This is a genomic window from Gemmatimonadota bacterium (assembly GCA_041390125.1).
Taxonomy (GTDB): Bacteria; Gemmatimonadota; Gemmatimonadetes; order Longimicrobiales; family Gaopeijiaceae; genus JAGQIF01.
Map to the genome: position 1 here is coordinate 287331 of JAWKQN010000006.1, position 25678 is coordinate 313008.

18 protein-coding genes are annotated in these 25678 nt (G+C 73.0%); 2 read left to right on the forward strand and 16 right to left on the reverse strand.

The window, feature by feature from the left end:
• Window positions 1-3: 3 nt before the first annotated feature.
• From R3E98_07810 to R3E98_07825, 4 genes are read right to left on the reverse strand one after another with little or no spacing between them, the layout of a single operon-like run.
• Entirely contained in the window at window positions 4-1158 is a 1155-nt protein-coding gene (locus R3E98_07810) for a DegT/DnrJ/EryC1/StrS family aminotransferase (GenBank protein ID MEZ4423296.1), read from the reverse strand.
• Window positions 1155-1817 carry an acetyltransferase gene (locus tag R3E98_07815; protein ID MEZ4423297.1) on the reverse strand — a complete coding sequence of 221 codons (663 nt, stop codon included), beginning with the start codon at window positions 1815-1817 and terminating at the stop codon, window positions 1155-1157. The genes R3E98_07810 and R3E98_07815 overlap by 4 nt, the downstream gene beginning before the upstream one ends.
• A complete protein-coding gene (locus R3E98_07820; protein MEZ4423298.1) occupies window positions 1814-2977 on the reverse strand; it encodes a glycosyltransferase in 1164 nt (387 codons plus the stop codon). The genes R3E98_07815 and R3E98_07820 overlap by 4 nt, the downstream gene beginning before the upstream one ends.
• A complete protein-coding gene (locus R3E98_07825; GenBank protein MEZ4423299.1) occupies window positions 2974-4245 on the reverse strand; it encodes an O-antigen polymerase in 1272 nt (423 codons plus the stop codon). The genes R3E98_07820 and R3E98_07825 overlap by 4 nt, the downstream gene beginning before the upstream one ends.
• Before the next feature lie 291 nt (window positions 4246-4536).
• On the opposite strand from R3E98_07825, the gene R3E98_07830 reads away from it, so the two are divergent.
• A complete protein-coding gene (locus R3E98_07830) occupies window positions 4537-5172 on the forward strand; it encodes a polysaccharide biosynthesis/export family protein (GenBank protein MEZ4423300.1) in 636 nt (211 codons plus the stop codon).
• A 16-nt stretch (window positions 5173-5188) separates the two neighbouring features.
• Entirely contained in the window at window positions 5189-7540 is a 2352-nt protein-coding gene (locus R3E98_07835; protein ID MEZ4423301.1) for a polysaccharide biosynthesis tyrosine autokinase, read from the forward strand.
• A gap of 6 nt (window positions 7541-7546) precedes the next feature.
• Here R3E98_07835 and R3E98_07840 read toward each other — a convergent pair whose 3' ends face one another.
• The 12 genes from R3E98_07840 to asnB (R3E98_07895) form a co-directional block, all read right to left on the reverse strand.
• Window positions 7547-8590: a glycosyltransferase gene (locus R3E98_07840; GenBank protein ID MEZ4423302.1), complete on the reverse strand. Its 1044-nt coding sequence runs from the start codon at window positions 8588-8590 to the stop codon at window positions 7547-7549.
• The gene (locus tag R3E98_07845; GenBank protein MEZ4423303.1) at window positions 8587-10038 is read right to left on the reverse strand and encodes a CDP-glycerol glycerophosphotransferase family protein; all 1452 of its coding nucleotides are present in this window, start codon (window positions 10036-10038) and stop codon (window positions 8587-8589) included. Before R3E98_07845 ends, R3E98_07840 begins: the two co-directional genes overlap by 4 nt.
• Entirely contained in the window at window positions 10035-11240 is a 1206-nt protein-coding gene (locus R3E98_07850) for an NAD-dependent epimerase/dehydratase family protein (GenBank protein ID MEZ4423304.1), read from the reverse strand. Before R3E98_07850 ends, R3E98_07845 begins: the two co-directional genes overlap by 4 nt.
• 33 nt (window positions 11241-11273) lie before the next feature.
• The gene (locus R3E98_07855; GenBank protein ID MEZ4423305.1) at window positions 11274-12518 is read right to left on the reverse strand and encodes a glycosyltransferase family 4 protein; all 1245 of its coding nucleotides are present in this window, start codon (window positions 12516-12518) and stop codon (window positions 11274-11276) included.
• Window positions 12515-14290, reverse strand: a complete 1776-nt coding sequence (locus tag R3E98_07860) for a hypothetical protein (protein MEZ4423306.1) — start codon at window positions 14288-14290, stop codon at window positions 12515-12517. The genes R3E98_07855 and R3E98_07860 overlap by 4 nt, the downstream gene beginning before the upstream one ends.
• A gap of 14 nt (window positions 14291-14304) precedes the next feature.
• Complete coding sequence (locus R3E98_07865; protein MEZ4423307.1) at window positions 14305-15345, reverse strand: D-glucuronyl C5-epimerase family protein; 1041 nt, start codon at window positions 15343-15345, stop codon at window positions 14305-14307.
• Complete coding sequence (locus R3E98_07870) at window positions 15342-17507, reverse strand: bi-domain-containing oxidoreductase (protein MEZ4423308.1); 2166 nt, start codon at window positions 17505-17507, stop codon at window positions 15342-15344. The genes R3E98_07865 and R3E98_07870 overlap by 4 nt, the downstream gene beginning before the upstream one ends.
• Window positions 17504-19537, reverse strand: coding sequence for an asparagine synthase (glutamine-hydrolyzing) (gene asnB / locus R3E98_07875; protein MEZ4423309.1), 2034 nt, complete (start codon window positions 19535-19537; stop codon window positions 17504-17506). Before asnB (R3E98_07875) ends, R3E98_07870 begins: the two co-directional genes overlap by 4 nt.
• Before the next feature lie 69 nt (window positions 19538-19606).
• A complete protein-coding gene (locus R3E98_07880) occupies window positions 19607-20614 on the reverse strand; it encodes a class I SAM-dependent methyltransferase (protein ID MEZ4423310.1) in 1008 nt (335 codons plus the stop codon).
• Window positions 20611-21321 carry an acylneuraminate cytidylyltransferase family protein gene (locus R3E98_07885; GenBank protein ID MEZ4423311.1) on the reverse strand — a complete coding sequence of 237 codons (711 nt, stop codon included), beginning with the start codon at window positions 21319-21321 and terminating at the stop codon, window positions 20611-20613. Before R3E98_07885 ends, R3E98_07880 begins: the two co-directional genes overlap by 4 nt.
• A complete protein-coding gene (locus R3E98_07890) occupies window positions 21318-23810 on the reverse strand; it encodes a zinc-dependent metalloprotease (GenBank protein ID MEZ4423312.1) in 2493 nt (830 codons plus the stop codon). The genes R3E98_07885 and R3E98_07890 overlap by 4 nt, the downstream gene beginning before the upstream one ends.
• A complete protein-coding gene (asnB, locus tag R3E98_07895; GenBank protein ID MEZ4423313.1) occupies window positions 23807-25672 on the reverse strand; it encodes an asparagine synthase (glutamine-hydrolyzing) in 1866 nt (621 codons plus the stop codon). Before asnB (R3E98_07895) ends, R3E98_07890 begins: the two co-directional genes overlap by 4 nt.
• Window positions 25673-25678 lie beyond the last annotated feature (6 nt).

Here is a 25678-nt window from a genome sequence, read left to right on the forward strand (position 1 = left end):
GTCTCAGTCCTCGAGCGAAGAGATGAAGGCGTCGACGACGAACGCCTGCTCGTCGTCGGTGAGCTCCGGGAAGATCGGGAGCGAGAGGGCCGTCTCGGCGAATTCCACCGCCCCGGGAAAGTCCACGTCCTCCCCACCCCGCCCGCCGAACACCCCCTGGCGGTGGAGCGGCGGATAGTACAGGCGATTGCCCACGCCCCGGCGCGTCAATCCGGTGCGCACGGCGTCGCGGCGGCCGGCTCCCTCGACGCGCAACGTGTAGAGCTGGTAGTTCGCGTCCAACGGCTGGCGCTCGGCGGGGACGACCACGCCGTCCAGCTCACGGAAGGCCTCGGTGTAGCGCCCCGCGATCGCGCGCCGCCGTTCGACCGCGTCGGGGAGGCGCTCGAGCTGCGCGAGCCCGATGGCGCCCATGACCTCCGGCAGGCGGAAGTTGAAGCCCAGCTCGGTCCACTCGAACTTGCCGGTGTCCCCGAAGTTGCGGAACCGGCGGCAGCGCTCGGCGAGCGTGTCGTCGTCGGTCACGACCATCCCTCCCTCGCCCGTGGTCATGGGCTTGGAGGGCGTGAACGAGAAGATGCCGATCTGCCCGAGCGTGCCGGTGGCGGCCCCGCCTCGGTAGCGGGCCAGGTGCGACTCGGCGGCGTCTTCCAGGACGGGGATGCCGTGGCGTTCGGCGATCTCCAGGATCGGCTCCATCTCGGCGCTGTGTCCCGCGTAGTGCACGGGCACGATGGCGCGGGTGCGCGGTCCGATCCTCCGCTCCAGGTCGGACGGATCCATCCCGTACCAGCGCATCTCGATGTCGGTGAACACGGGTCGGGCACCGAGGAACAGCGCGGCCGACGCGGTCGACACGAAGGTCATGTCCGGGCAGACCACCTCGTCGTCGGTGCCGATCCCCAGCGCGCCCATGGCCACCAGGAGCGCGGACGATCCCGAGTTGACCGCGATGGCGTGGCGGGCCCCGATCAGGGCGGCGAAGCGCTCCTCGAACTCGGCGACGCGGGCGCCCTGGATGAGCCAGCGCGAGGCCACCACGGCGCGGGCGGCGTCGGCCTCCTCCTCGCCGATCCACGGGCGCGCCAGGGGGACGCGCATCCCGCGCGCCCCCTCCACGTCGGGCCCGGCTGCGGCCCGGCCGGGCGCCGCGCTCACCGCGCCTCCCGGGATCGGGCGGGCACGCCCACCGCCGTCACACCGGCGGGGATGTCCCGCACCACCACCGCACCCGCGCCGATCACGGCGCCCTGCCCCACGGTCCGCCCGGGGATCACGACCGCACCCGTTCCCAGATAGGCCTCCGGCTCGAGGACGACACGCCCGGCCAGGTCCACGCCGGGCGACAGGTAACAAAACTCGCCGATCCGGACGTCGTGCGCGACGGTGCAGCCCGGATTGACCACGACGTGGCGCCCGAGACGGACCTCCACCGTGAAGGTGGAGCGCGCCATCACCAGGCTGCCCTCGCCGATCTCCACCCAGGGCGTGACCACGACCGTGGGGTGCACCCAGGTGGCCCAGGGGACCCCGAGCGCGTCCACCCGGGCCGCGAGGGTCCGGCGGGCCGCCGGCGCTCCCACGGTCAGGAGGGCCTGGACGTCCGCCGGGGCGCGCCGCTCCAACCAGTCCGTGCCGCCCAGGACCGGCACGCCCAGGACGGTGGTGCCCGCACGCCCGGGTCCGTCGTCGAGGAAGCCCACCACCTCCCAGCGCGGATCCTCGGCGTGCAGGGCGTGATGGACGGACAGGGCGTCCCTGCCCAGGTCGCCCGCGCCGATCAGCACCACCGGGCCCGGTCGGGACTCCCCCCTCACGACGCCCCCACGGCCACCGTGGCCTCGGGCGCGCCGACCGCAGCGGCGCAGGCGTCCACATAGCGCTGGAGGCGCGCCCGCCAGTCGGGCAGGGCGGCCACGGTGGCGAAGCCTTCGGCACGCAGCGTGGACCGGACCTGGGCGTCGGTGAGGGCACGCGCGAGGCGCTCCGCGAGCGCATCGGGGTCGAGGGGGTCCGCGTACAGGGCAGCGCGCCCGCAGATGTCGCGCGCGAAGTCGAGGTCGGAGGTGACCAGCGGAACACCGAAGTGCATCGCCTCCACGTACGTGGCGGAGAAGGACTCCAGCAGCGACGGCAGCAGCACCACGGCCGCGCCACGGTACAGCTCGCCCAGCTCCGCGTGCGGGACGGGCCCGACGCGGCGGATGTGGCGCTCCGCGTCCGGCGCGGCGGTGAGCGCAGCGTCGAACGGCGCCAGCCAGGGCCCGCCCGGGGGGCCCACGGTCACGATCATCTCCCACGGCGGCAACGAGCGTCGGCTCAAGGCGGCCGCGACGCGCGGGAGGATCTCCAGGTTCTTGGACGGCTTGGGCTCGCCGATCACCAGGATGCGGAGCGGATCCGCGCGCGGCGGCTCCGCTGCGGGCGCCTCGCCCACCAGGAAGGCGGACGGCCCGTTGGGGACGACATGGAAGCGCTCCGGCTCGATGCCCCACACCCGGCCCAGCCGCCGCGCCATGGTCGCGGTCTGCACGCAGATCCGGGCGGCGCCCTGCGCCGCGGCGGCCGCGTAGCGCTGACGGAGCGGCTCGACGGCGCGGAACCCCAGCGAGGCCTGACGCCACAGCGCCGATTCGGGATAGGCCACGGTGGAGTCGTGCCAGCCGATCACGCGGGGCACCGGGGCACGCAGCGGACCCGCACCCATGGGGGTGAACACCACGTCGGCGCCGAAGCTGCGCGCACGGTCGGGGATCCGCACGTTCTCCACGCGCAGGCGCGCCGGCAGGCCGCGGGCCTCCACGACCTCGAGGGTCTGGTGCGACCCCGTAGGCAGATGGTCGAATCCCACGCCCGGCCGCACGAAGGCGTGCCACTGGTGGTCGCTCCCGCTGCGTCCGATCTCGCGCCACAGGTTGAGCGCGTTCTGCAGCCCGCCGCCCCGGCTGACCGGCACCAGGTCCACCAGGATCCTCATACGGGCGAGGGCTCCCAGGCCCGCCGCTCCGCCGGGATGCCGCGACGGGCCGGCGCGGCGAGCACCTGGACCAGGAGCGCGACAGCCGCGAAGAAGATCAGGCTGTTGCCGAAGAAGCGATGGGTCCGGAACGCGAGGGCGGTCGCGAGCAGGAAATCGATGTGCACGATGATCCAGAACACCGAAGGCCGCTGGCGGAAACGGTCGTAGACGTAGGCCACGACGGCCCCGTAGAGCGCGGGGATCAGCAGCAGACCACCCCAGCCGAAGTCGAAGTACAGGAAGGACAGGAAGGTCGGCGTGTTGTGCGTGCCGAAGAGGTAGCTGAACTCCCGATCGATCTCCCGCGCCGGCGGATGGATCGTCTTGGGCAGGTCGTAGCTGGTGATGCCCATGTAGAGGGGCGAGGGACGCTCGAGCGTGAACTGCAGGTTCTTGAAGCTGGCGGCGGAGTGCGCCCAGGCGGTGGCCTGGGGGCTCAGGTCCAGCCGCGGGTTGGCCAGGGTCGGATCGAGGCGGATGGTGGAGCGCCGGTACTGCTCGATCACGCCGAAGACCAGCAGCACGGCCACCGCGGCGAACACGATGCGACGCACGCGCAGGCGACCGGGGCGGTACGTGAGGAAGATCACGACCCATGCGAGAGCCGTCAGGGGCGAGACCCGCACCGCGCCCGCCATGAGCAGGAGCGTGGATGCGATCGCCAGCCCGGACCAGGCGAGCCGCGCACCGCGTCGGCTCCATGCCGCGAGCATGGTCGCGAAGAGCGCCACGGCGTAGTGCAGGTCGTAGAGGTAGCCCCACAGCGGCAGCTTGAATTCCAGGCGCAGCTCGTTGATCCGCGGAGAGAACAGCGGCACCTCCCCCAGGCGGGCGACGAACCACACCGTGGTGGCGGTCGCCACGCCGAACAGGGCGAGGGTCACCAGACCGAGGCGCCGCGGATCCAGCGTGGCCTCGAGGCGGTCCTCCCAGGCGTTCCGCTCGGCGGGCGTGGGGCGCACGAGCCCGGGTCGCGCCAGGAAGAACCCGGCCGTGAACGAGAGCAGACCCGCGAAGACCGCCAGGTAGGCCACGGCGCCGAACGGCTGGGCGTAGTACGGCTCGTCGTAGGCGCGGGGGACGTTGAAGTGCGCGAAGGCGAAGACCCCGAGCCAGGCCGCCCAGAACACCGCCAGCGGGTGCAGGGCGTCGCCGGAACGGTGGGCGATGACACCGTAGCCGACGAGCCCGAGCGCGAGGACCCAGAGTCCGACGAATCCGTCCACGTGAATCGAAGCGTTGCCTTGCCGAAGTCCGGCGTGTGGGCAGGCCGGCGCCCCGCCCGCCGTCCGGCGATGCGGGAGGCCCTGCGAGCCCCAGGCCGACGAGAAACGGCACGAGACGTGCGGCGCGCGAGGCCTCGGCAATGTGGACGACCCCGTACGGAGCGTCAACGGCCGGGCTGCCGGATTCCTTGATCGGACTCCCGGTGGCCTGTAGCTTCCCGGCGGCTCGCACCCCTCGTGCGCGCACACCCCTTCGGACCCGACCGCGGAGGTCCAGGCACACGCCGGATCGTGAACCCGAGAACGCTCTTCTTCGTTTGCGCGGCCCTCCTGACCGGGGCCTCCGGCGCGAGCGCCCAGACCCAGGCCGGAGGCGGCCCCTCCTCCCCCACCATCTCGCTCCTCCCCGGCGACGTGATCAACGTCGAGATCTGGCGTGAGGAGGACCTGTCCGGACAGTTCCAGGTCGGAGAGGACGGCAGCGTCGTGCTCCCGCTGCTCGGGCGGGTGAACGTCCTGGGGATCTCCACCGAGCGTCTGCGCGAGCAGCTCACCGAGGACTACGACGAATACCTCGTGAATCCCTCGGTCAACGTCACCCTGCTCCGCCGTATCACGGTGCTGGGGGAGGTCCGGCTCCCGGGCAACTACCTCGTGGACGCGACGGTCAGCGTGGCCCAGCTCATCGCCCAGGCGCAGGGGGTCACCCCGGACGGCGACATCGGCAAGCTGAGCCTGCAGCGCGACGGTCGCGTGATCATCGGGGACCTGTCGAGCACGCAGCTCCTCACGGAAGCCGGGATCCGCAGCGGCGACCAGGTCTCCGTGGGCAAGCGCAGCTGGCTGGCCCGCAACCTGACGAGCATGGTGGGGCTCCTCTCCATCGTCTCGAACGTCGTCTCCGTCATCATCATCACCAGCTCCTGAGGGCCCCGCCCCCGTCATGAACACGAACGGCACGCACGGGCACGGCGAGCAGGAGCTCCACCTGCGTGACTTCCTCAACCTGGTGCGCCGGAACCTGGGGCTGATCGCCGTCGTGGCCGCGCTGGTCATCGGGGGCACGGCCTGGTACACCTGGCGCTCGGCGCCCGTCTTCGAGTCGCGCGCCACCATCCACGTCGAGCAGGACCGGCCCACGGCCATGCCCGACCTGGAGCTCCTGACCAACGTGCTCCGCGGGGGGAACGTGGAGACGGAGATGGCGCTGCTTCGCGCCCGCCACATCGCCGAGGCGGTCGTGGACTCGCTCGCGCTGCAGGTCCGGCTCGAGCGCCCCCACGGCATCCCGCGCGACTCGCTGTTCTCGTTCGTCAGCGCCAGCGAGATCACCGAACCGGCGGCGTACCGTCTCGAGCTGCGGGACGGCGCCTACGCCGTCCTGGACGACGACGGCGGCGAGGTGACCACGCTGGTGCCGGGGCAGGCCATGGTGTTCAACGGGCTGCGCCTCGTGGTCCGCCCGGACCCGCCCGGTGGAGAGCTGCTCCCCTCCCTGCGCCTGCGCGTGAGCAGCCGCTTCGACGCCGTGCAGGACCTGACGCAGCGGCTCACGGTCGGACGTCCCTTCCGCGACGCCGACCTGATCGCGGTCGGCTTCCAGGGCACCGACGCGGCGCTCGTACAGGCCATCCCCAACACGGCGGCCACGCTGTTCATCGCCCAGCGCCGCGAGGCCAAGAAGACGGAAGCCATCAGCATGGTGGACTTCCTGAACGAGCAGATCGCCACGTACTCCGAGCAGCTGCAGGAAGCCGAGAACGCGGTCCTGGCGTTCGAGACCGGCCAGCAGGTCGTGAACCTGGAGGCGGAGGGCGCCGCCCAGGTGGAGCGGCTCGTGCGCCTGCAGGCGGACCGCGACGAGCTGGCCTCGGAGCTCCAGACCCTCACCGGCATCCTGGACGAGATCGAGCGCAACCCGGAAGGCGGGGACGGTCGTCCCTCGGCCTTCAACCGGTTGGCGGGCTTCTCCACGTTCCTGCAGAACCAGGCGGTGACCCAGCTCCTGACCGAGCTCAACACGTTCCAGAACCGACTCAACGACGAGCTGCAGCTGCGCGAGCGCACGCACCCGGACGTGGTCGTGCTGGAGCGTCAGATCCGGCAGATCGAATCGCAGCTCGAGGAGCTGGCGAGCAGCTATCGGTCCAACCTGCAGAACCAGGTCGCCTCGCTCGATACCCGCCTGGCGTCGTTCGGGGCGGAGCTGGAGCGCATCCCCCAGAAGGAGGTGCAGCGGCAGCGCCTGACCCGGCGCAAGACGACGCTGGAGACCCTGTTCAACCAGCTGCAGACGCGGCTCAAGGAGGCCGAGATCGCGCGGGCCGTCGAGCCCGGGGACGTGCGCATCTCCGACCTGGCCATCTACCCGCGCGATCCCATCCGGCCCCGCAAGCTCCGGAGCCTCATCCTGGCCACGTTGCTCGGGCTGTCGCTGGGTCTCGGTCTCGCAGCGCTGCGCGACTACCTGGACGAGACCGTCCACACGCGGGAAGACCTGTCGCGCGTCACCGGTCTGCCCGTCCTCGCGCTCATCCCGCGCATCGAGGGCGCCGCCAACGGCAACGGGCGCGTGTCGCGGACGGTGAAGAACCGATTGGTCACCCGCTTCGACGCCCACAACCCCGCGTCGGAGGCGTACCGGGCCTTCCGCACCAACATCACCTTCCTCGACCTCGAGCGTCGGGCCCAGGTGCTGGTGCTGACCAGCCCGGGGCCGTCGGAGGGCAAGTCCACCAGCGCGGCCAACCTCGCCATCACCCTCGCCCAACAGGGCAAGCGGGTGCTGCTCGTGGATTGCGACCTGCGGCGTGGGATCGTGCACAAGGTGTTCGAGGGCCGGAAGGAGCCGGGGCTGACGAACGTGCTCCTCGGCGGCGCCTCCCTGGAGGAGGCGGTGCACGTGGTGGAGCTCGAGGAGGGCAAGGCGCTGCACGTGCTGTCCACCGGGACGCTGCCGCCCAACCCCTCCGAGCTGCTGGGCTCCACGCCCATGGCCACCGTCATGAAGACCCTGCGTGAGCGGTACGACCTCGTGCTGCTCGATTCGCCGCCGTTGAACGTGGTCACGGACGCGGCCGTGCTGGGCACGCTCGCGGACGGGGTGATCCTCATCGCGCGGGCCGGCGCCACCGCGCGCGAGTCGCTGCGGTTCGCCACGGATCAGCTGCGCGCCGTCCAGGCCCCCGTGAGTGGCGTGGTGCTCAACGACGTCGACCTGAGCGGGCGGGATCGCTACTACGGGTCGGGTGCGGGCTACCGCTACACGTACCGGTACGACCGGGTGGACGCGTAGCGGAGCTCACCACTCCGGGAACAGGATCGCCCGCAACCGCGGGTACTGCACGTCCGCCCAGATCGACGCATCCACCACCGCGCGCGCCTCCCTGCCCCGCTCCGTGCGCAGCACGGGATCGTCGAGCAGGGCTTCGATCTCCTGCCGCCACTCCTCGGGCTCCTCCGCGAAGCGCACGCCGCGCGTCCCGCAGAGGGTCTCCAGCCCGCCTCCGGGCGCCGCCACGACGGGCACGCCGGCGGCCATGGAGCGCAGCACCGACACCCGACCACCGCGGGCCCGGCTCCACACAGCGCCGTCCATCGGAGAGATGGCCACGTCGAAGCGCGCCGTCGCCTCGCGCTCGGCCGCCTCCGACCACGGAACGAACTCCAACCGCTGCGCGAGCGGCCCCGGCAGCTCGGGCGGACGGGACGAGCAGACGCACAGGCGCAGCCCGGGACGGCGGGCGAAGATCGGCGTCAGGACCGGGACGAGGGCCAGCAGGTAGCGCTGGCTCTGGTCGTTGCCGATCCAGCCCACGCGCAGCGTACCGTCGTCGGCGCGGGGGGCGGGGGTCCCGACGGCCTCGCGATCCAGGCTGGGATACAGCACCTCCACCGCGCGAGCGTGCGCGCGGGCGTAGTCCGCGAGCGGCGGCGAGCCGGCGATGACGTGGTCGGCGGCGAGCAGCATGCGGTCCAGCCGCGCGCGGCGGCGTGCCACGGCCGCCTCGTCCTCCCCCCACGGCACGGGCGCGAAGAGCGCGTCATCGAAGTCGTAGACGATGCGGTGCCGATCGGCGCGCCAGCGCTCCAGGAGCGGCCCGGGCAAGAGGACCTTCTGCACGAGCACCGTCGCGCCCGGAGGGACGGGCAGGAGCAGGCGCCCGAGGAAGGCGGCACGCTCGCGTGCCGCGCGCAACGGGCTCTCGGTGCGTCCCCCCTCGTATTCCGTCCACCGGAGCTCGACCCCGTCCGCCTCCAGGAAGGGCCGGTAGTTCCAGAGGCGGTGGCGCGTGGACGCGGTGGTGCGCGTCCCGCCGGCCACGACCCACAACCGACGGGTCAAGCGGAGCGGCTCGCCAGGGCGGGCGCGCCCGTCGGCAGGGGGAGGCCGATCTCGCCGAGGATGGCTTCCGCCACCCGCCGGCCGGACCGTCCGTCCAGACGGTGGCACAAACGCTCGACCAGGCGGGCCCGGCCTTCGGCATCCCGGTCGGGATCGTCGAGATAGGCGCGCACGGCGGCTGCCATGGCATCCAGGTCCGGGGCCATCGCCACACCGCCCGAGCGCACGACGTTCTGCTGGTGCGTGAAGTCGAAGTAGCGCCGCACCGAGCGGTCGTACGGGACACCCTCCTCGGCATCGAAGGCGATGGCGACCACCGGCGTGCCGACCGCGGCCGCGTCGATGGAGATCGACGAGGCGGCATTCAACACCACGTCGGCGTGGTAGAGCGTATCCGCCAGCCGCCGGAGCTCGGCGTGGTCGAAGTCGCGATCGCGATACGCTCCCACCGCCTGCCGCCCCGCCGTATCGAACACCAGACCGGGTCGGTCGCGCAGGAAGGCATAGCGCTCCAGGCGATCGAGCTGATGGAGGCGCACCAGCAGCTGGGTGTCGGGCAGATCGTTCTGCAGGCGGTCGTGGATCCGCGCCACCAGATCCGGCTCGGCCGGGATGGTGCCTGCGGTCTGCGTCGTGTAGACGATCAAGCGACGTGCGGGGTCCAGGCCCAGATCCCGGAAGAAGCGGTCGCGCGCGCGGTGGGGCGCGCCCGCGTAGACGTCGTGCTGCGGCGCGCCGGTCACGGTGATCCGCTCTTCCGGGATGTCGTGCAGGTCGACCGCCTCCTGACGCATGATCGGATTCCACACCGTCAGGCGGGCCACGGGCGCGGGCAGGAAGCCCTTGCTCGTGAGGTTGTCCCAGCTCGAGACGAGCACCATGGCGGGGACCCGATGCCGGGCCGCCGACATGACGAGGTAGCGATCCAGGTACGCGCCGGCGTCGGGTCCCCCGGGCGCGGACATGGTCAGCACCCGGGTCCCGATCACCAGGTCGGGCCGGAGGCGCCGGAAGACATCCTCGTAGAGATCCGGCGCCAGGCGGAGCACGAGGTCACGGGCCCGGCGCACCAGCGCGCTCTGCCGGGCGCGTCCCGCGGCCAGCAGGGCGCGGCGGGCCAGGCGCGCCAGCGGGTTCCGGCGCAGCGTGCCCTGCACCATGATGTGGGCCGTCTCGCAGCGCAGGGAGAGCACCAGCACGTAGAGCTTGAGCACGGCCGCATCCAGGGTCCGGAAGAGCCGACCGCGCGGAGGGCGCAGCGGATGGAGCGTCACTCCGCTGTGCCCGAACTCCTCCACGAACCCCGGATCCTGGGCCGCGGCCGAGAACAGGTGCACGTCCAGGCCGGCCTCGCGCAGCAGCGGCAACACGTCCGAACGCAGGACGTCCCGGACGTTGATGGCCATCGGCACGCCCAGGAAGACGACCGGCCTGCGGCCCTCGCTCATGGGCGATCCCCCGCGCTGCCGAGCAGGCCGTGGGCGCTCATCTCGGCCAGCGCGTCGGCGAGCCGCGAGCGCGGGCGCTCGGTCGCGCGGATCCACTCGACCAGCCGGCGCACGCCCTCCTCGAACGAGACGGAGGGCACCACCCCCAGGCGCGCGGCCAGGACGCCGGGGTCGGCGGACGCGTGCCGGATGTCCCCGAGCCGGTATTCGCCGGTGACACGGACGGCCTCCTCTCCCCGCTCCAGGAGCGTCGCCAGCGTGCGCGCGACCTCGAGCACCGACACGCGGCGGCCGGTGCCGACGTCCACGGGCACGGGTGCTCCGGGCGCGGCCGCGGCCGCCAGGAGAGCGGCGACGACATCGTCGACGAACACGAAGTCGCGGCTCTCGAGGCCGTCCTCGAAGACCCGGACCTCGTCCCCCTCCAGCAGAAGCACCGAGAAGATGGAGAGGATGCCGGTGTAGGGATTCCGCGTGCTCTGCCCCGGGCCGTAGACGTTCTGGAGCCGCAGCACCCATGGTTCGACGCCCAGCGGCGGCAACACCAGGCGGAACAGCTCCTCCTGGGCGCGCTTGGTCTCGCCATAGACGGACGAGGGCGCGAGCGCGCAGCCGGGGCCCATCGGCAGCGGGACCAGCGGGGTGCCGTCCGGAGCGACCGGATCCCAGCGGCCGCGCGCGAGGTCGGCCTCCGTGCGGGTGCCGGGGTGGCGGGTGCCGTGCGCGTCGGCCCAGGGCCCCTCGCCGTACACGGCGCGCGAGGAGGCCAGCACCGCCCGGCGTGGGCGCGACGCGGCCCGCCCCAGCGCGTCGCAGAGGAGCGCGGTGCCGCCCACGTTCACGTCCACGTAGCGATGGGCCCGGTACATCGACTCGCCCGTGCCCGTCTCCGCCGCGAGATGGTAGAGGAGGGTGCAGCCTTCCAGGGCCTGCTCCAGCGCGGCGGGGTCGCGGACATCCGCCCGGATCCGCTCACAGCCCTCCAGCTCGGACGGCCACACCGGCTCCGGTCCATGGACCGACGCGACCAGGGCGTCCAGCACCCGGACCCGGGCGCCCGCAGCCTGGAGCGCCCGCACCAGATGCCGGCCGATGAAGCCGGCGCCGCCGGTGACGACGACCAGGTCGTCCGGCCCGGGAGGGTGCACCTCGGGCCCGGAGGGCGCGCGCGCGGGCGAGGGCGGGATCAGGTTCGAGGCCACGGGGGGCAAAGCTAGGCGCACGCACCGGGCGGTTCAACGGAAGGGGTCCGGATCGGCGCTCCCGGTCACCTTTGCCAGGGCCTCCAGGAAGCGGTCCGCCTGGGCGGCACGCTGGAAGTGTCGCTCCACCCACTGCCGCCCTCGACGGCCCTCGGCTCGCCCCCGGTCGGGGTCGTCCGCGTACGCCAGGGCGGCGCGGGCGAGCGCGTCCGGATCTCCCGCGCGCACCCAGCGCCCCGCGCCGCCGTCCTCCACCACCTGCCGGATCACGCCGTCGATGGCCAGCAGCACGGGCCGTCCCGCCGCCATGTAGTCGAAGACCTTGTTGGGATAGACCGTGCGGAAGAGGGCCAGGGGGGCCAGGATCGCCAGCCCCACGTCCGCCGCCGCCAGCACCTCCGGCATGTCCGCCTTGGGGATCGGGGGCAGGAACCGCACGCGCTCCAGCCCCCGCCGGCCGGCCTGTTCGACCAGACGCGCCTTGTCCCGGCCGTCGCCCACCAGCACCCAGTGCAGGTCGGGCCGGTCCCGCGTCCGGTCGGCGGCGTCCAGCACCACGCCGAGGTCGTTGGGCGGCCCGTGCGCGCCGGCGTACAGCACCAGCGTGTCCGAGGGGGCGAAGCGATGGCGCTCCCGGAACGCGGTCCCGTGCGCGTCGGGATCGAAGTCGTCCGTCTCGACCCCGTTGGGGACGACCGCGACGGCGGAGGCCCCGCGGGCGCGCACGTGCTCCACGAAGCCCGGTGAATTGACGACCACCCGGTCCGCGGCGCGGTACAGGCCGCGCTCCAGGGCGCGGGACAGCCCGATCAGCGGCCGGCTGCGCAGCACGCCCAGCTCGATCGCGAAATCCGGCCAGAGATCGCGCACCTCGAGCACGAAGGGAACGCCGCGCAGGCGCGCGCCGACCGCCGCCGCGAGCGCCTGGAAGAGCGGAGGGGTGGTACCGACCACCACGTCGACGTCCGGAATGCGCAGCGCCGTCCACAGCGCCAGCACCATGAACGAGACGAAGTTGGCGATGCGGGCCAGGAATCCTCCGCCCGCGAAGGGAAGCGTGCCGACCCGCACCACCTCGAGCCCGACAGGCAGGGCTTCGTCGACGTCGTGGACGGCCCCCGACAGGTAGCTTCTCCGGCCGGTGACGACGCTCACGCGGTGCCCCGCCGCCACCCAGCGGCGAGCCAGCTCGAAGTGCCGCGTGCCGCCGGCCTGGCCGTGGGTCACGAAGAGCTGGTGGATCAGCAGGATGTGGAGCCCGCCCGAGGGGGCCGTCACGGGAGCGGGTCCGCTCCGGCCAGGGCCGCGGGAGCCGCGGCGGGTGCACGCCGCGCCACGGGCCAGGCGCCCGCCAGGCCGGCCAGTCCTTGGAGGGCCAGGGCCAGCACCGAGGCCGCTCCCAGGGGCGCGGTCCCGCCGAGCAGGGTCGCGAGCCCATCGCGGAAGAACAGGACGGCCCACGCGCCCACCAGCGCTCCGGTCAGCGTCCGCCCGAGCGAGCCGAGCAACAACCACCGCACGCTCCAGCCCCGGGTCGCGCCCACCGCCCGGCGGACGCCGAGCTCGTACGTGCGCGCCCGCGCCAGCAGGCGCGCGCCCAGCGCCGCGGTGAGCGTGGACAGCGCCACCGCCGCCACGAGCGCGAGCAACAGGAGGCGGGAGATCCACGCGATCGGCGCCCGATCGAGCGCCCGCCGGCCGGCCAGCGGAGCGACCTCGACGGTCGCGCCGGCCGGAAGGAGCGATTCCAGCGCGCTGCGCACCGCCCCCGGATCCGCCGCCCCCTCCACGCCGAGCTCGAGGGCTCGGACCGGATGCTGGAGCAGGCTCACGAAGACCTGGTCCGCCGCCGGCGGGGCCGCGCCCGCCGCGAGGACGGGCAGGCCGGCCCCGGTGACGCCCTCGACCGCGTACCAGCGGTCCAGGTCGCGCCCCACCAGGGCGGACCGGCCCGCCCAGCGCCCGCGCTCGAACTGGCGGGCGGCGAACCCCTCGCTGACCCACACGGCGGGCGGATCGGCCGCCGTGATCGCGGAAGGCCCCCGCCCCGCGACGAGCGGGACCCCCATCAGGTCCAGGGCCGCGCCCGCCACCCCCACGACCCGCGCCCAGCCGCCCAGCATCGGGGTGGGCAGCCCGCCGATCCAGCAGTCCCCACACTCGGTGGCGACGTGGCTGTCGATCCCGAGCCGGCTCCACCCGCCGGGCGTGGTCGCGCCGACGCGGGTCACCCCGGGCAGGGCCGCCAGCCCGTGCAGCAAGGAGGCGGTGTCCAGGGCGGACGGCGCGGTCACCGACGCCCAGGTCAGGTCGGGCGGGCCCGCTGTGGACGCGTCCGGACGCTCCGCGCCGAGGAGCACGAACGCCAGGATGCACACCAGGGTGGAGGCGGCGCCGCCGGCGACCACGAAGCCGTCCTGGGCGCCCGGGATCCGACCCCGCTCGGACGCGGGCGCCAGGAGGCCGCCCCCCCACCAGAGCAGCATCGCCCCGACGGCCGTGGCCACGACCGCGCCCGATCCGAGGAGACCGGAGGCCGCCCACGGCCCCAGGGTCCCGCTCCACACCCCCGGCCACGCTCGCGCCAACCACGGCAACAGGACCGCGGCCCCGACGCCCGCGACCGTGCCCGCGGCGCCGACGAACGCCACGGTGCGCTGCAGGAACGCCCGTCGCAGCAGGCGGGCGGACGCGCCGACGTCCCGGTGCACGTGCAGCTCCGGGCGGGCGGCCCGCCCGGCCAGCAGAGCGCCCAGGAGCACGGGCACCACGGCCGCCAGGATCACCAGCGCACAGGCCAGCCGCAGCAGCCCGACCCAGCGGGCCAGCGCCCGGGCGCGGGCCACGTCCGGGAGCTCCGTCCGGGGCGACCACTGGAGACCCAGCGTCTCGACCGGGAGCGGCGCCAGCGAAAGGGCGCTCCCGGCGGGACCCGTCCCCGTGAGCCACGCCAGCACGCCCAGGGAGAGCAGCCCGGCCGCCAGGGCGCCGGCGAGCGCGAGCCACCCGGGTCGCCCGTGTCCGTCCGCGAGGTGCAGCGGTACTCGCATGTGACCTCCGCCCGTCAGTAGTAGCGCAGCTTGAAGAGCGCCTTGTGCAGCCAGGCCCGACGCCGCTTCAGCGGGCTCCTGCGGTAGCCGTCCCAGCGCTCGGCCCAGGCCAGGAAGCGGGCATCGTCCGTGAGTCGGTGCATGATGCGCAACTGGACGACGTGGAGGGCGTGGTAGAAGCCGCTGGCGGCATTGCTGAGCGCCGTCCCGGCCTGATCGTAGAGCGACCAGTACCCGATGTCGAAGCGGGGCAGATGGGCATGCAGCGTCTCGATCGATGCCTGCCAGAGCGCGCCCGCGCGCGCGTCGCCGTCGTGGAGCCAGAGGTCGTACAGGCCCCACGCCGCCCACATGAAGCCGTTCAGGATGTGGGTGGGCGGCTTGACCACGGTCTCCTCGAACCAGACGTGTCCGTCGTCGAGGACCTGCACGCCGCCCTCGTCGATGTGCAGCGTGAAGCTCTCGAACGCGGCGCGGGCCGCGTCGAGGTAGCGCTGCTCCTCCGTGACCTTGTGCGCACGCACGAGCAGGCTGATGCCCTGCCCCTGGCTGAGACAGGAATACCAGGGGTTCTTGAGCGGCGTCCGGTACTCCCAGTCGAAGCGGTGATTCCAGACCGCGACACCGGCGGCGTTGGGTTCGAGATTGTCCACCAGCCAATCCGCCACGTCCAGGAAGCGCTGCTTGCGGTCCGGGTCGTCCTCCTGACGCCAGCGGTTGTAGTTGCCCAGACCATACTGCGCGATCGCGATGGGGTTGTACTGCAGACCCACGTGCCCATGGTAGTCCAGCATCGGGATGCCGCGCGCGTCGCGCGGGCCCGGGTAATCCGCCTTGACCGTGAAGCGCTGCCAGTACTCGTCCACCGTCCCCGCCCGGGCGCGCTCGTTCACCTGCGGCGTGCCGTGCCAGAACGTGAGGTGGCTCTGGCGGCTTCCGCCGTACGCCGAGAAGATGCGACGCCAGTAGCGCAGGCGCGCCCCTACCCCGATCGGGGCCCCGGGGACGCTCTCGGGGATCTCCACGCGCGGGGCGCTCGCGTCCGCGCGCGTCATGCGTGCTCCCCGGCCACGAAGACGTCCCGCCCGGTGCGCAGCGCATCCGCCGCCGCGAACGAGGCGCGCATCGTGCCCACCAGCGAGGCGAACGGCGTGGGCGAAGGGCCTCCGCTACGGAGCGCCGCTCCGAGCCGCTCCATCTCGGCGCGGTGGCCCTTGTCCTGCCGCAACCGATCGCGGCGCCGCCGGGTCCGTCCCCCGTCGTGGAGCGCCAGCTCCCGGAAATCGTCGAGGACGGCGCTCCGTCCGCCGCCCGACACCTCGATCCGCTCCTTCCCCAGAGCGGCCGCGCCGTTGGCGTGATAGCTCACGATGGCCACATGCCCGCCCTCCATCTCCAGCGTGATGCTCACGTTGTCGCGCGGGCGGGCACCCGCGGCGGGCAGACCGGCAGTGCGTACCCGCACGGGGGCGGCGTCGCAGAGCCAGAGCGCCCAGTCGAGGAAGTGGCAGGCCTCTCCCACGATCCGTCCGCCGCCGACGCTCGGGTCGTGCAGCCAATGGTCGGGGGGCAGCGCTCCGGCGTTGACCCGGTAGTGCACGAGGAGCGGATCTCCCACCGGCGCGAAGTGCCCGGCCAGCGCGTCGCTCATCGGTGCGAAACGGCGATTGAACCCGACCATGAGCAGACGATCCGCGCGCGCGTGCGCGACCCCGATCCGCGCCAGCTCCGCGTCGTCGAGGCAGAGCGGCTTCTCCACGAAGACGTGCTTGCCCGCATCCAATGCGCGCTCCACCTGCTCCGCGTGCAGGTTGTGGCGCGTCAGCACGAACAGCACGTCCACGTCCGGGTCGGAGAAGAGCGCATCCGCATCCGTGGAGGCCTGCGCGAAGCCGAACTTCTCCGCGGCGTGGCGGCTGGAGATCCCGCTGGTCGTGCAGACGGTACGCAGGTCGAAGCCGCCCGCGGCCTGCAGCGCCGGCAGCAACGTGCGGGTGGCGAAGAGCCCCGCGCCCAGCACGCCCACGCGCGGTGCATCGACCGGGGCGCGCCCGGTTCCGGCGGCGGCCACCGGCACGACGCGCGTGGGCGGAGCCGGCGCGGGTGTGTCGGGATACGACAGGACGACACCGAGCGGCTGCGGACCGTCTTCGCCCAGCGAGCCGTACAGGTCCAGCGCGTCCGCGAACGCGACCCGGTCGGTGACGAGCGGCGCCGTATCCAGCCGCCGGTCACGCATGAGGTCGAGCACCGCCTCCAGGTTGCGCTGCTCCGTCCAGCGCACGTAGCCCAGCGGGTAATCGATCCCCCGATCCTCGTACTGGGGGTCGTAGCGACCGGGCCCGTAGGAGCGCGAGATCTTGAGGTCGAGCTCCTTCATGTAGAACGGACGGCGCGGCACCTCCAGCCCGACCGCGCCCACTGCCACGACGCGGCCGCGGTCGCGCGCGATCTCGGCCGCGAGCTCGATGGGTGCGGAGCTGTCGGTCGAGGCGGTGACCAGCACGGCGTCGACCCCGCGCCCACCCGTCCACTCCTGCACGAGCGCGAGGGGATCGTCAGCGCCGATGCGCCCGCCGCGCTCCGCGCCCAGGGCGCGTGCGCGCTCCACCCGCCCCGGATCCAGATCGAAGCCGCAGACGGCCAGCCCGGCGGCGCGCGCGAGCTGCACGGTGATGAGCCCGATCAGCCCCAGCCCCACCACCGCCACCCGCTCCCCGAGCTGGCACTCCGCGAGGCGGAGCCCGTGCAGCGCGATCGCGGCCACCGTGGCGAAGCAGGCCGACTCCGCCGGGACGCCGTCGGGGACGCGGGCCAGCAGGTTGCGGGGCACGCACAGCACCTCGGCATGGCCCGCGCCGGCCGCGGCGACCCGGTCCCCGACCTCGAGGCCCTCCACGCCCGGCCCCACCTCCACGATCACCCCGGCGGCGGAGTACCCGAGGGGCATCGGCTGATCCAGGCGGGCGCGGGTGGCGTCGAGCGCGGTCAACACGCCTTCGGTACGCGCCTTCTCCACCACCTTGCGCACGAGATCCGGACGGGAGCGCGCCTTGGCCAGAAGGCTCTTGCGGGCGAAGTCGACCAGCATGCGCTCGGTCCCGATGGAGACGAGCGACGCCTCGGTACGGACCAACACGTGGCCCGACCGCACGATGGGCGCGGGCACGTCGGCGAGGCGCGTCTCCCCCGCCGGGTACTGCAGAAGCTGCTTCACGTCGTGTCCTGTCCAGGCGCGGGGGCCGTCCGACCCGGCTCCGGCCCTTCCGGGGCCGGGAGCGGCGGCCGCTCCCCGTCCACGAAGGCCCGCATCCACAGCTCCAACGTCAGGAGCTGCCAGACCGGGTAGGCGAGGTCGGCATCCCCCGCGCGGTGTGCCTCGATCCGGGTCCGCACCGCCTCCGGGCGCAGGATCCCGCGGCGCCGAATCTGATCGAACGACAGCAGATCGTCCACCATCCCGGCGAGGTCGTGCGTGAGCCAGTGGTCGTGGGGCGCGCCGAAGCCGGCCTTGGGCTGGTGGAGCACCTCGTCGGGCACCCGCCCGGCGAGCGCCCGGCGCAGGACGTACTTGGTCACCGGGCGCAGCCCGCCGTGCAGCTTCAGGTCCGGAGCCAGGTGCTGGAAGGCGAACTCCACCAGCGGCCGATCCAGCAGCGGCACCCGCACCTCGACCGAGGACGCCATGCTCATCTTGTCGTTGTAGTCGAGGTTGAGGCTGGGGAGGAACGTCCCCAGATCCACCGCCATGCGCTGCTCCAGCGGGTCGGCGTGGGCGTGCTCCTCGAACAGCGCGCGATGGTGCACGTAGGGGTCCACGGCGCCGCCTGCTTCGATCCAGCCGGGCGTCAGCAGCGCGCGGCGCGCGGGCTCGTCGAGGTAGGTGGCGTCGCGGAGGAACGCCTCGACCGGCGGCAAGGAGGCGCTGCGTCCGAACTTCCGGGCCAGCCGCGTCCACCCCATCCACCGTGTGCCGCGCAGCGCCGGCAGATGGGTGAGCAGCGGTTCCAGCGCGAGACGCCGGAGTGGCGCAGGCAGCCGGCGGTAGCGGTCGCGCAGCCGTTCGACCGCGTACTTGCGGTACCCGCCGAACACCTCGTCGCCGCCCACACCCGAGAGCAATACGGTGACCTCGCGCCCGGCGGCCCGGCACACCTCGAACGCCGTGAGGATCGCCGGGTCGGCCACCGCGTCGTCCATCGACCACACCAGCCCCGGTAGCGAAGCCGCCACGTCGGGCTCGACCACGATCTCCTGGTGGCGACAGCCGAAGCGCTCCGCAGTGCGGCGCGCCACGGCGGGATCGTCCAGGGTGGCCTCGCCGCGCCGGTGTCCGGCCGGGAAGGTGATCGTGAACGTGCGTACGGGCCCGTCGGAGTGCTCGACCATGGCGGCCACGATGGCCGTCGAGTCGAGCCCGGCGCTGAGGAAGGCTCCCACCGGGACGTCGGAGACCATCTGGCGTCCCACGGCCGCCTCCAGTTGGTCACGCACGGCCGCCACGGCGGCACGCTCCGGAAGCCGCGGCCGGGCGGGGTCGGCGATCCGCAGCCGCCAGTAGCGCTCCTGCCGCCAGCCGCCGTCCTGCGCCAACGCCCAGTGGGCGGGGGGCAGCTTGTCCACCCCGGCGAACAGCGTGTCCGGCTCGGGCACCCACAGCAACGCGAGGTAGCGTTGCAGGGCCACGGGATCCACGGTGGCGTCGAAGTCGGGCAGCTCCACGAAGGCCTTGGCCTCGGACGCGAACGCCACGCTCCCGCTCCGGCGCGTCACATAGAGTGGCTTGATGCCCAGCGGATCACGGGCGAGCAGCAGCGCCGGGCCGCCGTCGACGCGACCGAACCGTTTGCCACCCAGATCCACCGCAGCAAAGGCGAACATGCCGTCGAGCTGCGCCACCGCGTCCGTACCCCAGGCGTCCAGCGCGTGCAGGACCACCTCGGTGTCCGACGTGGAGCGGAAGCGCGCGCCCCCGCCCTCCAGGCGGCGTCGCAGCTCCGCCGCGTTGTACAGCTCGCCGTTGTAGGTGAGGTGCAACTCGCCGTCCGCGCTCCGCATGGGCATGTGGCCGGCCGGCGAGAGATCGCGGATCGCGAGCCGCCGGTTGCCGAGCCCCACGAAGCCGGTCCGTTCGCTGCGGTGCGTCCACAGGCCGCTGTCGTCGGGTCCGCGATGCTGCAGGCGCGCGGTCATGCGCGCGAGCGCCGCCTCGTCTCCCCGGCCCAGCAGTCCGACGATGCCGCACATCTCAGGCGCCGTCCCGCAGCACCCGGCCGCTCCGTCCCGCGCCGGGGCGCGGGCCTGGACCGGGGCGCATCACGCGGGCTTGCGGGCCAGGATCCGCAGCCGGTAGCCCAGGCCCGCCGCTTCGATCCAGCGGTCCATGCGCGCGCGCTCCTCCGGCGCCTCCAGGCGCTGCGCGAAGGCCGGCGGGAGTCGGTCGGTCGCCGGTGCGGCGAACGGATCGTATCCCTGCAGGTGGTTCAGCACGGAGTCGAGCACCGACACCGCGGAGAGGACCTCGACCACCTCGAAGCCCACGGCGGCGAGCAGCCGTGACAGCGTGCGCGCGTCGTAGTAGACGAGGTGGTTGCGATTGAAGGTGCGGGCCAACGGACCCAGGACGAGCACGCCCAGCGACGCCACGTTGGGGACGCCCACGAGGAAGGCGCCACCCGGAGCCAGGATGCGGTGGATCTCCTCCAGCAGGGCGCGCGGGTCGGGTACGTGCTCGAGCGTCTCGATCAGCGTCACGACGTCGAAGGCGCCATCGGCGAACCCGCACACCTCCAGGCGCTCCTCGCGTACCGGCAACCCGTACACCTCGCGCGCGTGGCGCGCCGCCCGCGCGCCCAGCTCCAGACCCAGGACGTCCCACCCGCGCTCGCGGGCGATGCGGGGCAGCCGTCCGATCGAGCAGCCCACGTCCAGGAGCCGTCCGGAGGGCCGCACGGTGGCCACCCGCTCCAGCAGGTGACCGAAGTCGCGGGACTGGAAGCGCTCCTCGGCCTCGGTGAGCAGGACATCCACCCAGGCATCGTTGGCGGCGGACTCGTACTGGTAGAGACGCTCCAACGCGTCCGCGTTCGGGCGCGGATCCATGTACACCAGGGCGCACTCCGCACAGCGTACGAAGTCCAGCCCGGCCTTCGTGAAGAGGGGCTCGGGACGGTCGGCGCCGCAGACGACGCACGGCACGTGCTCGCCCACCTCGGGCCGCATCCGGCCGCTGACCGGGTCCAGCAGCACCTCCATCTCGCGGTCCAGGAGCGCGAAGAAACGGTCGCGGCCGCTCTCCTTCTCGTAGCTCGCCCGTCCGCTCACAGCCGTCCTTCCTCCCACGCCCGCACCAGCGTATCGGCCACCAGCAGGTCGCGTTCGTCGTCCACGTTCGCCAGCCACGCGGTGGGCATCACGAGCGCGGCCGGCCGCGCCCCCATCACGCGTCCGTCGCGCACCAGGGTGTCCCGCCGCACGGCGTAGACGGCCCCGTTGCGGTAGTAGACCGGGGGCAGGTCCTGGCGGTTCAGGCGCTCGCGCTCGGGATCCAACGGCACGAGGCGGTCGTCCGCTTCCAGACGATACATGCGGGCCGGGTGCACGTCGTCCATGCGGCACACACCGATCACGCTGTCCGCGGCCGCGTCGCGGGTCAGACGCTCCACCGCGGCGTCGATGTCCGTACCCCGCCGGATGGGCGACGTCGGCTGCAGCAGCACCACGACGTCGAAGCGCGCTTCCGTCCGCCGCTCCATCTCCTCGAGCGCATGCACGAGCACGGGCACCATGGGCGTGGCGTCTTCCGCCAGCCCGGCGGGCCGCTCCACCACCGGCGCGTCCAGCGCACGGGCGGCGTCCAGGATCTCGGGGTCGTCGCTCGTCACCGCGAACGCGTCCAGTCGCCGAGCCGCACCCGCGGCGCGCACCGCGTGCTCCAGCAGCGTGCGGCCGCCGGCCAGGCGCAGGTTCTTGCGCACGACTCCCTTCGATCCCCCGCGGGCGGGGATGAGCCCCAGGGCTCGCAGCGTCAATCGCCCTCCAGGACGCGCTCCACCCGCGCGACGATGTCGTCCAGGTGGAGACGGGTGGGTACGTCCTCCACGGTGCCGCGATAGAGACGCGCCTGTCGGGCGATCTCGGTCAGCTCGGCCCGGGCCAGCGCCGGCAGGTCGGACTGCTCCACGTCCAGGGCCCGACGGCGCTGGAAGCCTCCGCCTCCTCCGTTCGACTCGACGGGCGCCCCCTCCAGGAGCCACGCCAGGCGCTCGACGTGGGCCCGCTGCAGGGATCGGCGCCAGGGGTCGATGGCGCGACGCTCCCGCAGCTCGGTCCAGACCGCTCCCCGGACGTCGGCCATCAGCTCGGCCGGCGCATACGCGGTATTGGCGAACGCGCGTGCTTCCATCACCCGCTCCAGGCGGGCCGGATCGAGCAGCTGGTCGAGGACGCCCGCCTGGATGGCGCGCAGGCGCTCCATCGCGCCGCCCTCCTCGATCCGTCGCAGCAGGTCGGGATCCACCAGCCAGCGCGGCGTGGTGAACACCTGGTCCGAGAGGAACTGCACGGCAGCGCGTTGGCGCTCGCGGGTCACGGGTCGGTACGGCGCCCCGGGCTGATCCGCCGTGCGTGGTTCGAACCACACCCCTCCGACGAGGGTCACCACGTGCCCGACGTAGCGGCGCCACTGCCCCACCAGCTCGCCGTAGAGCTCCTCCAGGTCCTCGTAGCCTTCCCCGTCGGTGCGCGTCCACTCCACCAGGCGGGGCGCGACGCGCTTCAGGTTCTCGATGGCCAACGTCGAGGCCCGCACGGGGTCGTCTCCCATGTCCTCGGTCTGGGCCCAGGGGTTCACCCCGTCCGCCGATCCGAAGCGATAGACCGGATCCCCCGCGTGCGCTTCGATCATGCGATCCAGGATGGCCTTCTCCGCCTCCGGCGTCGGTGCCGACGGGAACACGCGATACCCGAACTCGACGGCGTAGTGGTCGTAGGGTCCGATCTTGCGGATGAAGCGCCGCACGCCGTCGCCGGGCTGGGCGATGTAGTTCTGGCGGGCGTAGTCCATGATGCTGGGGGCCACGCCGTAGCGGTCCGTGAACGACGGCGAGCGCAGCGAGTCCACCGCGAACGACGAGGACGCGATCATGTTGTGCGGTAGCCCGATCGCGTGTCCGACCTCGTGCGCGATCACCTGCCGCATGGTCTCGCCGATGGTGGCGTCCGCGATCCGCAGGGAGCGGGCCTCCGGGTTGGACGCGCCGGTCTCGATCAGGAGCCGATTGCGGTAGGAGCGCATGTGGTTGTGGTACCAGATCACGTCGCTCTCGATGATCTCCCCGGACCGTGGATCCGACACGCTCGGTCCCACGGCGTTGCGGGTGAGGTTGGCCACCCAACGCACCACCGAGTAGCGCACGTCCTCCGGGCTCCAGTCGGGATCCTCCTCCGGCGACGGCGGGTCGGCAGCGCGGATCGCGTTGCGGAAGCCCGCCGCCTCGAACGCCGCCTGCCAGTCCTCGATCCCCTGCCGCACGTAGGGGCGCCACTTCTCCGGGGTTGCCGGATCCAGGTAGTACACGATGGGCTTCACGGGCTCGACCGGCTCGCCCCGCGCGTACGCCTCGGGATCGCTGGGCTCCAGGCGCCAACGGCGCAGGATCTCCTGGGTGGCGGCCTTCTGCTCGTCGAGGCCGAAGTTGACCTGCTCGATCGTGAACCATCCCACGCGCGGGTCGGCGTAGCGCACACGCATGGGCTCGGCGGGGAGCAACACCATCGAATGGTGCATCTGCAGCGTGAGGCTCCCGGTCGCGGCCTCGCTCGGCGGTTGGTCCGCGTCGAACGTCATCGTGGCCCGCACGTCCACGTTCAGCGGGAATGCTCGCGCGTACTCCAGGAACGTCCGATCCGGATCCAGGCGGCGGACGCTCCACTGCTGGCGCTGCTGCCGGGACAGCCCGCTCAGCGCCCGGACGTCGCCGCGGTAGAAGTCGGAGACGTCCACCACCACGCTGCCGGGGTCGGACCCCAGCGCCTGGATGGGGAACGAGCCCAGCACGACCGGCAGGTTGTTCATCCGCACGGACTGCGCGATGGGAAGCGAGTCCTCGGCCACGTTCCCGAAGGACAGCTTGCGCAGGAGCACCCGATCGGAGCGGCGCTCCCACCGGACGACCTGCTCGGCCACCTTGGAGCCCGCGTTGATGAACGGGCTCAAATCGGGCGGCGTGCCGGCGATGCGCGAGACCAGCAGCATGTCCCGATCGAACAACGAGTCGGGGATCTCGAACAGGACGCGCGGGCCCTCCGTGTGCACGGTGAAGAGTCCGGAGTCGCTGCGCATGGCGGGCGTGACCACCTCGGCGTACGGACGTGGGCCGGCGGCGCCGTTGCGGGCCGGCTGGGGCCGCGGCGCCGTCGGGCTCGTGGCCCCTCCACCCCCCGCACAGGCCGTGAGCACCAGAAGCGCCGTGAGCGCGCCCCCACCCCGGACGAACCTCCCCCCGATCCCTCGCTTCATCGAAACCACTCCTGGTGCGCGACCATGATCCATTGCCAGACGAAGAAGGCGTTGTCGCCCTCACCGGCCCGGAAGCGCTCGAACTCCGTCTGCGCCCGGTCGGACCGGATCCATCCCTGCGCGCGGAAGGTCGCCGATTCCAGCGCGTCGCGCACCACGTCGGCGAACGGACCGCGCAGCCATTCGCGCTGTGGCGTCACCACCGCCCGCTTCGCGGCCTGCCGGACGTCGGCGGGCAGCACGTCCCGGAATGCATGGCGGAAGATCCGCTTCTGCTGGCCTTCGCCCACCTTCCAGGCGCCCGGCAGCCGGAAGCACAGCTCGACGATCCGGTGGTCGAGCCAGGGCTCACGCAGCTCCCGGCCGTGGGCCATCGACAGCCGGTCGTTCATGCGCAGCACACGCGGCAGCTTCGTGTGCACCAGGTCCCGGTACTGGGCGTTGCGCAGGTGGTCCGGAAACGGGCGCTCGAAGCGCGGGGGCTCGGGCACGAGCCGCGCCAGCTCCGGGTCGACGCAGTCGGGACGCAGGTGGGAGGACCCGTCCTGGTACACCGCCGCCGCCGTGCCCCGGACCTCGGCGCGCGCCCGGGCAAGCGCGCGGGCCGGATCGTCCCCGAACGCCTCGGCCTCGCGGGCCACGGCCGCCTCGTCCTCGTCCGCGAGCCGGTCCAGCCAGGCCAGCGGCCGGAAGTAGGCGTATCCCGCCAGCAGCTCGTCCACCCCCTGCCCCTCGAGCAGCACGGTGACGTCCTGCTCGCGGGCGCGCGCGTGCAGGGCGTGGTAGCCGATCGTGGCCACACCGCCGTAGGGAGCGCCCTGGTGGGTCGCGACCTCCTGCAGGAGCGCGCGGCAGCGCTCCACACCCACGCGCTCCACGGAGCGCATCCAACGGGCGTTGCGCGGCACCGCCCCCGCGAAGACGGTCTCGTCGTAGGCCGGATCGTCGAAGGCCGCGGTGAAGGTCGCCACCGGCGCGTCCGCGGGCACCAGGGCGTCGAGCGTGGCGCTGAGCGCCGCGGAGTCGAGACCGCCGCTCAGGTTCACGCCGACCGCGACATCGCTGCGCATGCGCAGCCGCACGGCCTCCTCGGCGTGGGCGCGCAGGGCGTCGGCCGCCTCGTCGAACGTGCCGGTCCATGGTTCGGCGGCCCGCTCGCCCAGCGACCACCAGCGGCGGATCCGCGCGCGTCCCGGCGCCGGTGCCCGCAGCGCGTCCCCTTCCAGCACCAGCGTCCGACCGGGCTCCAGCGCGAAGACGTGCTCGAAGAACGTATGGTGATCGTGGTCGTAGACGCCGTGCACCAGGTACGTGGCCCAGGCCTCCAGACACGGCGCGGAGGACACCCCGGCCGCGAGGAGCGCGCGCACCTCGGACCCGAAGGCGAAGGTGCCGTCCGGCCGCCAGCCGTAGTGGAACGGCTTGATGCCCAGGCGGTCGCGCGCGCAGAACAGGCGTTGGCGCTCGCGGTCCCACAGCGCGAAGGCGAACATGCCCACGAAGCGCTCCACACACGCATCGCCCCAGCGCTCGTAGGCGGCGAGCAACACCTCGGTGTCGGTTCCCGTGCGGAACGCGCTCGCGCCGCCCAGCTGGGAGCGTAGCTCCAGGTAGTTGTAGATCTCGCCGTTGTGCACCACCACCGAGCGGCCGCTGGCCGATGCCATGGGCTGCAACCCGGCGTCGGAGAGGTCCAGGATGGAGAGGCGCGCGTGCCCCAGCCCGACCCGCACACCGTCCGCGCGCGGCGCGTGCACCGCGGTCCCACGGGCGTCGGGGCCCCGGTGGCGCAGCGCACGCACCATGGCGTCGAGCTCGCGCTCGTCCCATCCCTGCCCCACCAGCCCGGCGATGCCGCACATCGATGC

Bases quoted from the DNA above. Each gene is read 5' to 3' on its own strand.
- R3E98_07820 (MEZ4423298.1), bottom strand. From the start codon at position 2,977: ATGAGGATCCTGGTGGACCTGGTGCCGGTCAGCCGGGGCGGCGGGCTG.
- R3E98_07835 (MEZ4423301.1), top strand. From the start codon at position 5,189: ATGAACACGAACGGCACGCACGGGCACGGCGAGCAGGAGCTCCACCTG.
- R3E98_07845 (MEZ4423303.1), bottom strand. From the start codon at position 10,038: ATGAGCGAGGGCCGCAGGCCGGTCGTCTTCCTGGGCGTGCCGATGGCC.
- R3E98_07860 (MEZ4423306.1), bottom strand. From the start codon at position 14,290: ATGCGAGTACCGCTGCACCTCGCGGACGGACACGGGCGACCCGGGTGG.
- R3E98_07865 (MEZ4423307.1), bottom strand. From the start codon at position 15,345: ATGACGCGCGCGGACGCGAGCGCCCCGCGCGTGGAGATCCCCGAGAGC.
- asnB (MEZ4423309.1), bottom strand. From the start codon at position 19,537: ATGTGCGGCATCGTCGGACTGCTGGGCCGGGGAGACGAGGCGGCGCTC.
- R3E98_07890 (MEZ4423312.1), bottom strand. From the start codon at position 23,810: ATGAAGCGAGGGATCGGGGGGAGGTTCGTCCGGGGTGGGGGCGCGCTC.
- asnB (MEZ4423313.1), bottom strand. From the start codon at position 25,672: ATGTGCGGCATCGCCGGGCTGGTGGGGCAGGGATGGGACGAGCGCGAG.